At 33.1% G+C, this 15,050-nt stretch carries 15 protein-coding genes (1 of these 15 cut by a window edge); 9 read left to right on the top strand and 6 right to left on the bottom strand.

Annotation, left to right across the window (positions count from 1 at the left end; all coding sequences use genetic code 11):
- Positions 1–422, top strand: partial view of a hypothetical protein gene (locus CAR_RS03020; RefSeq protein ID WP_041556117.1) — the end only. The gene continues 571 nt to the left of window position 1, outside the view; 422 of the gene's 993 nt are visible here — the last part of the coding sequence; the start codon falls outside the window, past its left edge; it ends in the stop codon at positions 420–422.
- Positions 423–494: 72 nt separating this feature from the next.
- Here CAR_RS03020 and CAR_RS03015 read toward each other — a convergent pair whose 3' ends face one another.
- The 3 genes from CAR_RS03015 to CAR_RS03005 form a co-directional block, all read right to left on the bottom strand.
- Positions 495–1,010: an HD domain-containing protein gene (locus CAR_RS03015; protein WP_013710238.1), complete on the bottom strand. Its 516-nt coding sequence runs from the start codon at positions 1,008–1,010 to the stop codon at positions 495–497.
- 143 nt (positions 1,011–1,153) lie between these two features.
- Positions 1,154–1,921, bottom strand: a complete 768-nt coding sequence (locus CAR_RS03010) for a TrmH family RNA methyltransferase (protein WP_041556116.1) — start codon at positions 1,919–1,921, stop codon at positions 1,154–1,156.
- A 130-nt stretch (positions 1,922–2,051) separates the two neighbouring features.
- Positions 2,052–3,395 carry a murein hydrolase activator EnvC family protein gene (locus CAR_RS03005; RefSeq protein WP_041556115.1) on the bottom strand — a complete coding sequence of 448 codons (1,344 nt, stop codon included), beginning with the start codon at positions 3,393–3,395 and terminating at the stop codon, positions 2,052–2,054.
- Between the two features lie 502 nt (positions 3,396–3,897).
- Between CAR_RS03005 and CAR_RS03000 the strand changes: the two genes are divergently transcribed.
- Positions 3,898–4,734, top strand: a complete 837-nt coding sequence (locus CAR_RS03000) for a DUF6544 family protein (protein WP_013710235.1) — start codon at positions 3,898–3,900, stop codon at positions 4,732–4,734.
- 151 nt (positions 4,735–4,885) lie between these two features.
- Here CAR_RS03000 and CAR_RS02995 read toward each other — a convergent pair whose 3' ends face one another.
- Positions 4,886–5,836: an NADP-dependent oxidoreductase gene (locus CAR_RS02995; RefSeq protein ID WP_013710234.1), complete on the bottom strand. Its 951-nt coding sequence runs from the start codon at positions 5,834–5,836 to the stop codon at positions 4,886–4,888.
- Positions 5,837–6,053: 217 nt separating this feature from the next.
- Between CAR_RS02995 and CAR_RS02990 the strand changes: the two genes are divergently transcribed.
- Positions 6,054–7,238 carry an MFS transporter gene (locus CAR_RS02990; RefSeq protein ID WP_013710233.1) on the top strand — a complete coding sequence of 395 codons (1,185 nt, stop codon included), beginning with the start codon at positions 6,054–6,056 and terminating at the stop codon, positions 7,236–7,238.
- A gap of 68 nt (positions 7,239–7,306) precedes the next feature.
- Here the strand turns inward: CAR_RS02990 and CAR_RS02985 are convergent, their stop codons facing one another.
- A complete protein-coding gene (locus CAR_RS02985; protein ID WP_013710232.1) occupies positions 7,307–8,170 on the bottom strand; it encodes a pyridoxamine kinase in 864 nt (287 codons plus the stop codon).
- Positions 8,171–8,327: 157 nt separating this feature from the next.
- Between CAR_RS02985 and CAR_RS02980 the strand changes: the two genes are divergently transcribed.
- Positions 8,328–8,810, top strand: a complete 483-nt coding sequence (locus CAR_RS02980) for an ECF transporter S component (RefSeq protein ID WP_013710231.1) — start codon at positions 8,328–8,330, stop codon at positions 8,808–8,810.
- A 128-nt stretch (positions 8,811–8,938) separates the two neighbouring features.
- Here the strand turns inward: CAR_RS02980 and CAR_RS02975 are convergent, their stop codons facing one another.
- Complete coding sequence (locus tag CAR_RS02975; protein WP_041556114.1) at positions 8,939–9,796, bottom strand: DUF368 domain-containing protein; 858 nt, start codon at positions 9,794–9,796, stop codon at positions 8,939–8,941.
- Positions 9,797–10,162: 366 nt separating this feature from the next.
- Between CAR_RS02975 and CAR_RS02970 the strand changes: the two genes are divergently transcribed.
- The 5 genes from CAR_RS02970 (at position 10,163) to CAR_RS02950 (ending at position 15,028) form a co-directional block, all read left to right on the top strand.
- Positions 10,163–10,957: a hypothetical protein gene (locus CAR_RS02970; protein ID WP_041556113.1), complete on the top strand. Its 795-nt coding sequence runs from the start codon at positions 10,163–10,165 to the stop codon at positions 10,955–10,957.
- A 53-nt stretch (positions 10,958–11,010) separates the two neighbouring features.
- Positions 11,011–11,463 (top strand): hypothetical protein, encoded by a 453-nt coding sequence (locus tag CAR_RS02965; RefSeq protein ID WP_013710228.1) that lies wholly within the window; start codon positions 11,011–11,013, stop codon positions 11,461–11,463.
- A gap of 104 nt (positions 11,464–11,567) precedes the next feature.
- A complete protein-coding gene (locus CAR_RS02960; protein WP_013710227.1) occupies positions 11,568–12,383 on the top strand; it encodes an aldo/keto reductase in 816 nt (271 codons plus the stop codon).
- A 565-nt stretch (positions 12,384–12,948) separates the two neighbouring features.
- Complete coding sequence (locus CAR_RS02955; RefSeq protein WP_013710226.1) at positions 12,949–14,178, top strand: MFS transporter; 1,230 nt, start codon at positions 12,949–12,951, stop codon at positions 14,176–14,178.
- A gap of 337 nt (positions 14,179–14,515) precedes the next feature.
- On the top strand, positions 14,516–15,028 hold the full coding sequence (locus tag CAR_RS02950; RefSeq protein WP_041556112.1) for a lipopolysaccharide assembly protein LapA domain-containing protein: 513 nt from the start codon (positions 14,516–14,518) through the stop codon (positions 15,026–15,028).
- Positions 15,029–15,050 lie beyond the last annotated feature (22 nt).

The raw sequence follows: 15,050 nt of genomic DNA, 5'->3' as shown, positions 1-15,050 counted from the left end.
ACCTTTTAACATTAAGTAATAAACAAATGGTCAGCAATTACGATTGGGAAACCTTTAGTCAAAAAGAAATTACTTACTCTTCTTTCTATGGAGAAAGCACTCCTGAGTCGTATATGAATTTATATTACCAAGAATTTTGGATTGATTATTACAAAGAATGGCAACATCTCAACGTCCAAGCCGATTCAGAAGCTCAACAATCATTTTACCTTGAGCATGCCGATGATTTTCTGACAACTTATGCTGTTACCCATCCTGAAGAAGATATTGCTGAATCATGGGCATTCTTTATTCTCTCTCCTAAGCAAAGTAATGATACCGTTGCTCAAAAGAAACAAAACTTTTTTTATCAATTTCCAGAATTAGTTGAAACACGAACTGAAATTTTAAAGAATCTTCTAACTGAAGCAAAAAAAGACTAAACCTCAATTAAGGTTTAGTCTTTTTTGCTATTAAGATAAAAACGTCTATCATAACTTACTTCTATACTTTCTTTATTGTGCTGCAGCTGGTTTCATACGAGCCCAAGCATTCTTTACAGAGGTTCTCATTTTTCCAGTCAATGGAACAGCTACTTCTTTTACTGCACAATATTTATCAACAAACGTTACAATGTAACTTTCTTTATACTTTGGAAGAGCTACAGTAGCTAGCCACATATGTTTAATAATAATATCGCATTCTAATTCACTTAGTTCAGTTAATTTTTTTGCGTTTTCACAAGCCATACGAGGATGGACATATGCGTGAGTTCCCTCATCAAATTTTGTTGTTCTCCAATCATAATAAAACAAATCATGAAGCAAACCTGCACGAGCTGTAGCTCTAGCATCCAAATTATGTTTTTTAGCAATACAGTAACTGATATAAGATACGCTAATTGAATGATCTAGTCTTGTAGTAAAATGATGTTGAGTATAGTCATTAAGTTTCTTTACTTCTTCACATTCCAATAAATCCTCGATAATTGCAACGTATTCTAAATCTTGCTTCCATTTTGGTTCGGTCATTAGACAACTTCCTTTTCGTAATAATATATGATGTTTCTAACTGGTTCCCATCATACAATGTATGCTTTGGATTTTAAAGCATAACACTTCAAATTTAAAGAATTATTAGGAAAGTTCATTTTTTAGACATAATTTTGTAACACTTAACTTTCAGTCTTGGTTAACGAAAACATTAATATTCCAGCAGCTACTGCAACATTTAGAGATTCAGCTTGTCCTACAATTGGAATATAGAGATTCTTCGTTGTACGTTTTAATAATTCAGCCGCCATTCCATTGCCTTCATTTCCCATAACTAATCCATATACAGCTTGAGGTTCAATTTCTCGATATGAAACGGCTTCTTCATTTAATTCAGTACCAAATACTGGAAATTCAAGTTCAAAAAATAAATCAAACCATTCATTTAAATCCCCCTGGTAAACCGGCAAATGAAAATGACTCCCTTGCATAGAACGTAACACTTTACTATTGTAAAGATCTACAGACCCTTTCCCTAATACGACTCCCCCAAAACCGGCAGCATCTGCTGTGCGAACCATTGTTCCGACATTTCCTGGGTCTTGAACATTGTCTAAAAATAAAAAAGGCTTCGTAAGAATGGGTTTATCTAATTGATCTATTTTTTTTACAACTGCAAAAATACCTTGAGAAGTTTCAGTCTCACTTAATAGTTTTGCGATTTCTGTAGAAATTTCAACTTGTTTTGCTTCATCGAATTCAGGAATATCTCCCACAACTACTTCTTCACTTATCATTATTTCTAAAATTATCGCATGATTTTTTAAAGCTTCTTCTATTAAATGGAAACCTTCAATTAAGTAAGCACCAGCTTTTTGACGCCCTCTTCTTGATTGAAGTTTTTTCCAATTCTTTACGCGTTCATTTTTTGTGGATAAAATTAGTTCCATTCGTAATCCTCCGCCCATTTCATCTATTGCTTATTCATTCTACTAAAAAAGTCCTCTCTTTGAAAGAGAGGACTAAAAGTATCTGTTTTAAATTCTTAATCTACATACCACTATTTTGAAAACTTTCTTCTTATAGATAGCCTGCTGGGTCAACACGAGAACCATTTACATATACTTCAAAGTGTAAATGAACACCCGTAGAAGAACCAGTCGTACCCATTGTTCCAATTTGTTGCCCTTGTGATACCTGTTGTCCTGCTGTTACTAATAAACTTCCAGATACCATGTGAGCATATAATGTTTGCACGCCATTTCCGTGATCAATCTTCACATAATACCCCCATGAACTATGGTAACCAGCAAAAACAACTGTTCCACTTTGTGCTGCAACGATCGGACCTCCGCCGCCAAAGTCAATACCACCATGTAATTTGCTTACGCCAGTAATTGGGTGAATACGATAGCCATAAGAAGAAGTAGTATAACCTCCACTTGGATTAATAAATCCTGAACTGTTTGAAGATGATGGAGTGCTTGCTTGTGTTTTATTACTTGATTGAGCTTGATTGCTTGATTGACTTGAAGAACTTGTTGTTTGTTTAGTTTCCGCTACTTTAGCTTCTTCTTGAGCTGCTTTAGCTTCTGCCTCAGCTTCTGCTTTTTTAGCAGCAGCTTGTGCTTTTTCTTCTTCAGCTATAATGCGTTGACGCTCTTCTTGTAATTCACTAGACAGGACACTTGTTTGAGTTGCAATAACAGCTTGCTCTTTAACAAAGTCATTTTTTTCAGATTCTGTCATATCGTATTTAGTTGCTACTTGAACAATTTTATCATCTAATTCCGCTTTTTGAGCAACTAAGTTGTTTTTATTTACTTCGATTTCAGCTTTTAATGATTCAATTGCTACTTTTTCATCTTGTGCTGCTTTTTCATTCTTTTCTACTTCTTTTTTATCATTCTCTTGCTGAGTAACAATATCTTTATTTGCAGAAACTAATTGATTTACTACACCCACACGTCCGATTAAATCAGACAAACTCTCTGCAGATAATACTAAATCGACCATATTAGAAGTACTGCCATCTGTTTGTACATTTCTAGCTTGATGTTCTAATTTTTCTTCACGCCTAGCAATAAGATCTTTTAATTTTTCAATCTCTGCTTTTAATTTTTCAATTTTAGCTTTTGAGTCAGCTAATTTTTGCTCTTGTACTTTTAGCTCTAGTACAACAGTATCAATATTCGTTTGTAATTTTTCAACTTCTGATTCAAGATTTGCTTTTTCAGATTCTAGGTTATTTAAGGTTTCTTCTTGAGATTGGATTTTTGAGTTTAAATCAGCTGATTTATTTTCTAATTCTGCTTTTTGACTTTCAAGTTCTGAAACGCTCGCTGCTTCTGTCGCAGTCGGCATTACAATTGGAGCTGCAAATAACAATGCTGCAATCATCCCGGTCATCAATTTCTTATTCAAAGCATACCCTCCGTGGTTTTTTATACCCTTTTATTTACTCACGCCAATTAGTATAGCATAGTAATCACAAGAATATGATGTTAATTCTTTAACAAAATCATCGGTATTATTACATTATCATTTCTGCAATCGGTTACATATTGTTTTTCATTTAAGAAACGCTTGTTTTGCATATTTAGCCATATTTTGTTCATATTTAATAAGTTATTTAAATAATTTGCATTAGTAACTATTACTTTTTACTTAAAAATATTTTTAAGCAACTAACAGACTTCTTACTATTAAGGTCAACCTTTCTAAAGTACGAATTAGTTTGATATTCGGTGTTATAATAGTTTTATAACTCTATCATAAAGAAGTCTCCTCTCACTATTAACTACCTATTTAGATACTGGGATTTCTAGAATTTTTTCAGCATATTTAATAAAGAATATTGGACTATTATTTATATTTGGTATTTGAAAAAGATAAAAGCTTGATTAGATATTATGGGAGGTTTAATATGTCAAAATTAATTAGTCTATTAATCAGTGTTATCTTACTTGGCGGGTTATTTATGGGAAAGCTTCGATTCAATAAAAATGTAAAACAAGAGATTGTAGCACTTTTTAGCAATATAAAACTCAAAAGTGAAATTGTAACTAAGGAAGATTTAGAAAATCTACCAGAAAATGTTCAGAGATGGCTTGAATATTCTGGAATTAATGGACGTGAAAAAATATTAACTGTACGTTTAAAACAAAAAGCAAATATGAGATTAAATAAAAATAAGCCATGGATGTCAGTTCAAGCAGAACAATATTTCACTACAGAAGAACCGAGTTTTATCTGGAAAGCAACCATTAAACCCGCACCCTTAATTCATATTGTAGGAAGAGATAAGTATTGGAACGGAAAAGGAAGTATGCTAATTAAGTTTCTTTCATTATTTACTGTTGCCGATTCTGAAGGGAAAGAAATCAATCAGGGGACCTTGTTAAGGTATCTTGCTGAGATGGTATGGTTTCCTACTGCAGCTTTAAACAACTATATAATATGGAATGAGATTGACGATAACAATGCACAAGCAACAATGACCTACAAAGGTGTAACTGCCTCAGGTCTATTTTCATTTAATGATAAAGGTGAGGTTATTAAATTTGAAGCTGAAAGGTATGGAGAATTTGATAAAAGGTTTAAACTAGAAGTGTGGTCAATTTTTTTGCGTGATTATAAAGCATTTGAAGGGATTATGATACCTTCAAATGGCGAGGTTACTTGGAAATTAAAATCTGGAGATTTTAATTGGTTTAATTTTGAGGTTACCGAAATTGAATATAATGTACCACTATCCTATTAGTGTACCGTCAAAATTTTTGTGCTAAAATATTCCGTACAATTACTTCTTAAAAACAGACATGAAAATGAAACCATTGAAAGCTAATCAAACCTATAAAAAAAAGAAGCGACAGAAAACTGTCGCTTCTTTTTTTTACTAATTAATCAGTCTATTAAGATTCTTCGTTTCCAACTTTAATAACAATTTTTCCAACTGCATGGTGTGTCTCACTTAATGCATGGGCATCATAAACACCTTTTTCAGTTAATGGATACGTTGCTCCAATAATAGACTTCACTTTTCCTTGTTCCATTAACTTAGCTAACTGGCTAAGCTGTTTTCCATCTGGTTCTAACCAAATATTATTAAAGGTAATATCAGCTTTCTCAATCAACTCTTTATCTGCGTCTCCAACAATGGATACGATTCGTCCAGTATGAGGTTTAACAACTTTAAAACTATTTTCTAAAATTTCTCCACCCATAGTATCAAAAATAACATCTACATCACTTAACAGTTCAGTAAAGTCTTCATTTTTATAATCAATAAATTGATCTACTCCTAAACTCAGTAGCAAGTCACGATTACTTTCACTGGCTGTTGAAATCACAAAAGCACCTTTACTTTTAGCTAATTGGATAGCGTACGTTCCTACTCCACCTGAACCTGCATGTATCAAGACTTTTTCGCCTTCAACAAGTTTGCCGTAATCAAATAATGCTTGCCAAGCAGTTAATCCAGCTAATGGAGCTGCTGCTGCTTCTTCATAAGATATATTTTCAGGAATATACGCTAGTAGGTTATCATCAACTGCAGTATATTCAGCATACGTTCCAAAACGTGTTGTATCTGGTCGTGCAAATACTCGGTCTCCAATTTTCCAATCAGTTACTTCACTACCGACCTCTACAATTTCACCTGCTACATCCCAACCCAAAATAATAGGGAATTCCCAAGGCATTTTTTGTTGCAAATAGCCTTCACGTAATTTCCAGTCAATCGGGTTGATTGACGTTGCTCTTTCTTTTACGATGACTTGATGCTCTCTAGGCTGTGGCATCGGTACTTCTGCTTCTTTCAACTTTTCTTTCCCACCATATTCTTCGATAATAACTGCTCTCATTATTCTTTCCTCCAAACACTAATCTCTTTACATAATTTACATTAACATACTTCTTACTAATAAGAAGTATAACCAAAAAAATAAAGAAATCCTAATGATTTGTTCAGATTAAAAATTCCATCTAGCTTCTTCTTTTTTGAAGTGAATACATGCTATGATACTTACAGGGACAAAGAAATCTAATTTTGGTTTAATGGGAAAGGAAGAATAACAACTTATGACAACAATTCGTACACTAACCATAAAATATGCTTTGCTACAAAGTCTATACTGGATGGTATTTTGCTCCATCTATGGATTTGCTTCAGTCTTTTTGCTCTCTCGAAGCTTCGAAAATCAAAGCATTGGGCTTATTCTTGCCATCTCCAATATCTTATCCGTTATTTTACAACCTACTTTAGGTGCTGCAGTCGATAAGTTTGAAAAACTAACATTGAGATGGAGCTTAGTTATCCTTACAATTTTATCTATTGGCCTTCTTGTTTCTTTGCTTCTTTCTACTGGCGCTCCTGCAATTGAAGCATTAATATTTATAGCTGTAGTTTCATTAGTTTTATCCATGCAGCCATTCATTAATTCTTTTACATTTGAACACATTAATAGTGGGGTAGAAATCAATTTTGGTTTAACAAGAGGAGCAGGTTCCTTAGCGTTCGCTCTAACTTCATACACGTTAGGTCTATTGTTAACACGCTTTAGCACAATTATTTTACCTATTGGCTGTATTTTTTTATTATTAGCTTTTTTGGTACTTATTTTCACCTTTCCCGAAACTACTATTTCTGAAGTACCATCTGCTCCAAATTTAAAGTTGAATAACCCTTTAACCAAAGAGAAAGAAATTTTTTTCAAAAGATACCCTCGATTTGCCTATTTTCTAATAGGAGCAGCCTGTTTGTTTCTTTTTCACACTATTGTAAATACTTATTTAGTCCAAATCATTCATTCACTTGGAGGAAACGACAGTGACTTTGGTTTGTCATTAATGATTACAGCTTTGTGTGAACTACCTGCCATGTTAGGATTCAGCTATTTACTGACTAAACGAAAAAGCGGTATTTGGTTGAAAGTAGCAGCCATTTTCTTTGTAATAAGAAGTATTCTTTTTCTATTATCGGGATCGGTATTTATGATTAATGTCACTCAATTATTCCAAGGATTAGCATTTGCTCTTTACATTCCAGCCTCTACTTATTATGTCAATCAACTAATGCAGAAAACAGATTATGTCAAAGGACAAGCATTTAACATAGGTGCTGTTACCCTAGGCAGTGTGGCTGGAAGTTTTATAGGTGGATGGTTGCTAGACAATGCTGGTGTTCCAGAAATGTTAAGTGCTGGAATAGTGGCGGCATTTATTGGGTGTTTATTACTCTTTTATTCAGTAAAAACCGATATTTAAAAATAGAAAAAAGCAACCAAAAGCTGTAAACATACCGTTTGCAACTTTTGGTTATTTTTCTGTTACTTTCAATAATGGATGATTTCTTTTTTTAGTTCCTTCATTAAATACATCAAATCTTTTTCAAAAACAATTCCATACAAGGGATCAATTTGGTCTTCAATAGTCCGTTTGACAACTCTTGAAATGTAATTTACCGCTACTTCATTCGCTCTTTTTAAACTGTGTTTTTGAAATAAAAATCCTGCTACTACGCTTGTAAACAAATCTCCTACCCCATCGAAATGCCCCGGATAAACTTCTGAAAAAGCATAATGGATTTTTGAACTGCCTTTGGAAATAAACGCAGCGCCAACTTGTCTTTCATTTCCAGTTACACCAGATAAGACGATACTTCGGTTATTTTTGTCCACTAATTTCCTTATAATGGGTTCTATTTTTTCTTTAGTATGTGGCTTTTCTGGATAGTTTGTTTCCGTTAGTAAGCAAGCTTCAGTTACATTTGGTATCAAGACATCTGCAAATTGACAAAGTTTGCGCATCGCTTCAACATGCTCAGAGGTAAAACCCGGGTATAAAGTTCCGTGATCACCCATCACAGGGTCTACTACAATTAGAGCTTCTTCTGTTGAAAATTGTTTAATGATGCTTTCCATCAATTTAATTTGTTCTATAGAGCCTAAATACCCAATGACTATCCCATCAAATTTTATTTCTAACGAACGCCAATGATTTAAGATAGCTGGTATCTCCGCACTTAAATCTAAAAAAGTATAATCTTCAAAACCTTTACCAGTATGTGTAGACAACAATGCTGTAGGCAAGATACTCACCCAATTTTCTAAACAACTTAGAATTGGGACAGCCACATTCATTGAAATACGACAACTTGCTGAAATATCTTGGATAACTAAAATTCTGGGCTGCTTCATCTTTTTCTCCTCTTCTGCTCGTTTCTTCTCTCTATCTAGTCTAGCATAATTCTTATTGTAGAATCTGTACTTTTTAGTTTTTTTAATTAAAAAAACTCATGACATTGTTGCTAAAAAAAGATAAGATGGCTTTATACATATATAAAGGATGAGAATTATGCGAAAAATTACTACAAAAGAGATTGTAACAGTTGCTCTATTCATGGCCATGACTATAGTAATGACGATTCTTATTCGTATCCCCACATTTCGCGGGTATATTAACTTAGGAGATATGGTTTTATTATTTGCTGCATTATTTTTAGGAAAGAAAGCTGGTTTTCTTGTCGGTGGATTAGGTAGCGCACTTGCTGATATCATTTCAGGTTACGCTTTCTATGCTCCCATTACTTTTATAGTAAAAGGACTTCAAGGATATATTTGTGCTTGGATTTTTCAAAAAACTGGTTATCATAAACCTCTTTTAGCCACTATCCCTGCTGGTATATTTATGGCATTGGGTTATTTTGTTGCTGAAAGTTTTATGTATGGTGTAGCTGGGGCAGCTATTTCTATTCCTGGAAATTTACTTCAAGGAATTGTTGGGGCATTAGGAGCGGTCCTATTGCAAAAAAGTGTAGGTTCTAAAATAAAAAAATAATAAGTTCTAAAAAAAGTGTTGCTGAGTATACTCAGCAACACTTTTTTTGTTTACATGAACTAAAATAAAAAATAACAACTTAGCATTAGAAAAGGACAGCTATTTTTGCTTTCAGATCAAAAAGTTTATCATCTATTTAATTCAGCAGGTTTATAATTATCTTCCAATTTTTCCATCAACAATCCTACAGATAAACCAATAAAGAATAATACAACTGCTACTACTATTCCACCAGTAGATATCCCAATATATTGTTCGGGCAATGGAGCTATTATGACCGTTGAAGCTATTACAACCCCTAAAATAAAGTGGAAAATAGCTGCATAAGCGATTTTCATTAATTTACTTACCAATTTAGACAGTAACAAAACACATAAAATTGCACCAATCGCGACAGGAATCAAGATAGAAAAGTTCAAATCTTTTATACCTTCTGTCATGGGCTCATACAAATGCATATACATCAAAAAATTAGATGGACTTAATCCAGGAACTATAAACCCTAAGGCAAAAATCCCGCCGGCCATTACCCAAGACAATGTAGATTGTTCAACTACTACATTCATATTAAATTTTGCGTAAACCAAACCAACAAAAGCAAGAATCGCAACCACTACAGTAATCACAAGGTGATAAGGCTTACGTCCATTTTTTCCAGCTTCTTTATACAAAGCAGGTAATGTTCCCAAAATACAACCAATAAAGCACCATAAAACCTGAACCTCATTGTTTTTCAAAAAATAATCAATCGGATATGCCAGCACAAATATACCGAACAAACCGCCAATCCCCACTGGAATAAAATAACGTACATTTTTAACGAAATCTTTGCGAATATTTGATAGAAATGCAATCATATTTTCATAGATTCCAAATACAGCTGCTAAAGCTCCTCCACTTACACCCGGTAAGATAGCACCTGAACCAATAAACATTCCTTTCACAAAACGGAAAAACCAATCAATAATACCTTCATTATTTTTCATAATAACTAACTCTACCTCCACTCACTTTACAAAAAAGTGATTATTATTCTATTTATGCTGCTTTTAATATTATGACACATTTTTAATTACTTTTTGTTTAATTTTTAGTTATGTTTAACTAAATTAAGAATACGGATGAATCTAATACCATAAACAACTAACAGAAAAACTATACTTTTCCATAATACTTAACCACATACCAATTGACAAGTATAACAATATAAACCATTTCTGTCTTTTTTATTTTTAAATATAAAATATTAGATACGTTATTCTTTTATACGCATGCTACAATGAAAATGGCCACGCTTTCAATTGCGCTAATCTTTTAAAGTATGTGACTATTAAAAAAAGGAGATGGTAAAAATGAAAAAAACGATTTCAATGATGTTCGCTTTAGGAACAAGCCTATTATTGCTAGGAGCATGTACTAGTTCTCAACCTAATCTAGACACAATCAAGACAATTGAAGATGCTACAGAAAAAAATGAAAGTATAGAAAATGCTCGTTTCAAGACGATTAAATCTATAGTGATTGAATCAGAAGAATCCCATCAAGAGTCAGAGGGCGCATTCATAAAGAATTCTGACTGGTATCATAAAACAACTATTCAAACAGGAGAAGATTCCAATACAACAGAACTGGCAGAAATTGATGGCAATCACTATCAAAAAAGCACTATAAATCAGACAAATTCCACAGGCTGGTTAGAGTTGCCAAACTCTGGAGAAACAATAAAAAGTTATATCTCCTCGTTATTTGAAAATGACCTTGTAGCTTCAGAAATTGCAGACACACAAGTTACTGAGAAAGAGTCAACCACTCAATATAAACTAACTCTAAATAAAGAATATTCTGATAGAGTTAAAAATGGAAATTTGGAAGCCTTGAAACTAACTATAGAAGAGTCAAAACAAAATGATACAGATGATCTAATAGTCCAAAGCCTAGAAAATCAGCTGAAATATATAGAAGAAACAAACTATGAAGATAGCAGTATTACATATGGTATTAGTTCAAGCGGTTATTTAACTTCTGTGAGCTTTGAATTGACTGTTTCACCACCCGATGAAGCACCATTTACTTTAGTTAGTAGTCACCAGTTAATAGACTATAATAGCAAAAGTACAGAGGGATTTATACCAGAAATAGTAAACTAAATTTTTAACAACTAGACTACATAAATAGAGTAAGAAAAGAGGTCCTCGTCGTAATGTTTTATCGAATTTCCAATCCAATATTTGAAAAGGATTATTTAGCTATACTCAAAATTTTAAAAGATCATTCAGATACAATTGCCATAGTTGATTACTATACAGTACCAGATAGTAGCGACATGGAAATAAGAACGACACTAAGGAATTTCCATCTTGAAACAGATTGGATGAAAAAATGGCCTGGAACGATTAGTAGCAAAAAAGCTAGAGTCGATTTTTATGAATACAATTATTCAAGTTATACTTTATTAAGGAAATCTCGTTCTCTCATTAGTGTAAATCAAGAACAGACGATAGATGCATTCTTCTTGTTGAATGGTAAATGTGTGTTCTATTCTGTTATTCACGAAGATATCCACATGATAACAAATCCCGAATTAGCAGAAGCGGTTCGGACATTAGGATATACTTTGCTTAAGATGCCGGCTTTAAGTTCAAAATTTTTCTAAGATGTAATCCATCAAGGTAAACGGATACAATAATATTTTACTTAGCTTCTAAAAAAGCATACAATAAGAAAGTAACATCTTTAAAAATGAGGAGGAAATGATTTATGATGAAAGAAAATTCTTTTGTATTTCACAATGGTGTGGAAATTCCAAATATCGGTTTTGGTACTTGGCAGATCCCAAATGAGGAAGCATTCGATGCCGTAACGATGGCTCTTAGAAATGGCTATACTCATATTGACACAGCACTAGCTTACCAAAATGAAGAGAATGTTGGAAAAGCAATCAAAAATTTTGATTTACCGCGTGAAGAAATCTTTATCACTAGTAAATTACCCGCTCAAATTAAAGGTTACGATGAAACCTTAGAGGCTTTTAATACAACTATCACCAATTTAGGTGTGGATTACTTAGACCTTTATCTTATTCATGCTCCATGGCCTTGGAATGAAAAAGGCGCAGACTACACTGAAGGAAATATTCAATCATGGAAAGCGATGGAAAAATTATACAACGATGGAAAGATTCGCACTATTGGAGTTTCTAATTTTTCTAAATCAGACATTCAAGCTCTTATCGATGCTTGCGATATCGTACCAATGGCTAATCAAATTCCATTCTACGTTGGACATGATCAAGAAGATTTACTTGCTTTTTGTAAAAAACACAACATTGTTGTAGAAGCTTATTCACCATTAGCAACTGGTCAAACATTGAATAGCCCAGAGATCAAAGAAATGGCAGAAAAATATGGCGTGACTCCTGCCCAATTATGCATCCGTTACTGTTTAGAACGTGAGACATTGCCGCTTCCAAAATCAACACATGAAGAACGCATCATTGAAAACAGCCAATTAGACTTCTCAATTTCACCAGAAGATGTAGAAAAATTAAATGCTGTTGAAGATGTACGCAAATAATTTATTGGCACATAAAAAGATTTAGAGATTGATCAATCTCTAAATCTTTTTTATGTGCCAATTTTTTATTCTTAAAAATTTTCTATCCCGTAGTAATAGTTAGTATAACTAAACTCGCGTTGTAGTAACTCAAATGGAATAGAGCTTTGAGTTGCTCGAATTATGTCTCATTTCACTTACTCAAATTGAATTTGAGTCTGAGTGAGTAGAACTAAAGCTCGTTACATCTACTCAAATGGAAATTGGTTTTGAGTGAGTAGAACTGAGACCTTTCTTTGAACCGACCTATCACAACACGGTAGGATAACCTCGCAAATTTTTTAGTCTTTGTCTATCTAGCGGCTATTTTCCTATTAATGAACTAGTATAAAGTCTTCCCCTACTTTTATTAATAATTTCTCATTTTTTTATTTTCTTATTCTTAGAATTGTGCTACGCTATTTTTATCAAGCTGTTTGATAAGGAGAATCAGTGTATCTATTTTCTTATGGCTTTATAAAAAAATGAGATAAGGACACGAATTAAATACTTATTCACTGTTCCTTTATTTATTAAGGAGATTATTATGCTATCATCTTTTTCAAAAAATATTCAAACAACATTAATTACTTCATTTTTTAGCAGTTTAGTTTATGCTTGTACGATTCCTTACCTTATCATTTATTTAGCTGGTATATTCAGCAAGGAAACTATTGGTCTATTGGTTATGATAAATGTTGTTTCCTCTTTTTTAGCCGGAATCATTGGTGGTTATTTAGCAGATAACTTTCAACGAAAAAAAATATTATTGATCTTTCAAAACTTATATGGAGTATCCTTACTTCTGGTTGCAGTAAATTTTGCGGGTATTTTACCACAAAATTTTTGGCTAATCTTTGGTTACCTTATTTGTGGCATTACTTATAATTTATATTATTCAGCCTTTGATGCGGTATTGCTCGATTCTACTGTTCCTCATGAACGTAAAAAAGTTTATCAACTACAGTATTGGACCTTTAATTTATCGATGGCTTTAGGTGCTTCAATCGGAGGCTTCTTATTTAAGCATTATCTGGTTTATTTGTTTTTAGGTGCGGCTCTTTTACAATTTATCGCTTCTGGTTTTCTGCAAAAAAATCTTAATTATAAAAATAATGTTTCTCTGACTAAAGGGAAAACAATTATTCATGATTTATTTAACAACTACTATATTGCTGCTAAAGACAAACGGTGGGTCATTTTAATTTTAGGAATAGCTCTTTATAGTGCTGCAGAATTTTCATTACAAAACTATACCGGAATACGTTTATCAAAAGAGTTTAAACCAATCACACTTTTTTCTATCCCTATTGATGGGGTGAGAATGCTTAGTATTTTACAAGTAATCAACACTATTATGGTCGTTTGTTTCACTTTCGTTGTTTCGCGATTAACAGAGAAGAAAAAAGAACGTACTATTGTACTCATTGGATTACTGGTTTATGTCACTGGATATGGCTTAATGGCTTCTGCCAATAGTATTTACTTATTGATCCCGTTAACAGTTTTAGCAACGTTTGGTGAGCTAGCTTCTGCACCTATCCTAAGTGCCCGACAAGTCAGTTTGATACCCGAAGACAAACAGGCTTCTTATTTAAGTTTTGCCTCTCTTTCCTTTCAAGGATCTCAACTTTTAGCTGCTTTAGGCATAACATTAGGGGGTTACCTTGCTGCTGGGTTAATTAGTGGTTACATTATTATTTTAGGAATAGCCGGTGTTTATTTTGTGATTTCTAGCTTATACGACAATAAAAAAGAGGTTGTAAAATATAATTAATGATCTAATTCAATTTTCTGAAATTAGATTTCTACTATTTTCTTTCACGTTATTTCAAAAGATACTGATAAATACTTTTTAAATTTAATCAGAAAGTTTACGAACTGTTAGATAAAACAGATTCGTAGACTTTTTTTGAGCGCTATTATTTCATTATTTACCTTGCAACGTTTATAATTGGTTTATAGTAGAAATCTATCTTTTTGAGTCGTTATGTAGATTATCTGTCTCTTTGGCCAATCGTCAACTACTCCGTGTTTTGTATCAATAAGACTTACTTAACTCTTTACGCTGTCTTTATTCAACTTAAGATAAACTAGGAAGGAGAATGGTATTTATGATAATAATTGCGATTATCTTATTGGTCCTGGTTGCGATAGTGGCATTCTTAAATATCCAAATGGCTACTTTGAACCTTTACTTTATGTCTTTTGATTTACCTTTATGGTTGCTTTTCATCGGCTTTTTATTACTTGGTATGTTGATTGCTGCACTATTTGCAATGTCTAAAGGGGCACGCAATAGACAAGTGATCAAAAATAAAAATGATGAATTGAAAAATGCAGAATCTTCAAGAGATGAAGCCGTTAATAGAGTTAAACAAGAGTCCGAAGCACAATTGGAATTACAAAAGAAAGAGACTGAAATTCAAAGTCTTAATGCTCGTTTAGCTTCTTTAGAAGAGAATCAGACAACTCAGCAAAGTGGACCAACTTCAACTGTACAAACTACCGAAACAACTGATACGCAAACTCGTCCATCTACTAGCAAAGACATTCATGTAGAAGAATATCATATAGATGGTACGAATACAGCTAAACCAAAAGATGACGGTCCTTATCAATCTTAAGCTTCACTAGATCATCGTTTAG

Source organism: Carnobacterium sp. 17-4, from assembly GCF_000195575.1.
Lineage (GTDB): Bacteria > Bacillota > Bacilli > Lactobacillales > Carnobacteriaceae > Carnobacterium_B.
This window is presented reverse-complemented; position numbering and strand designations above follow the sequence as displayed.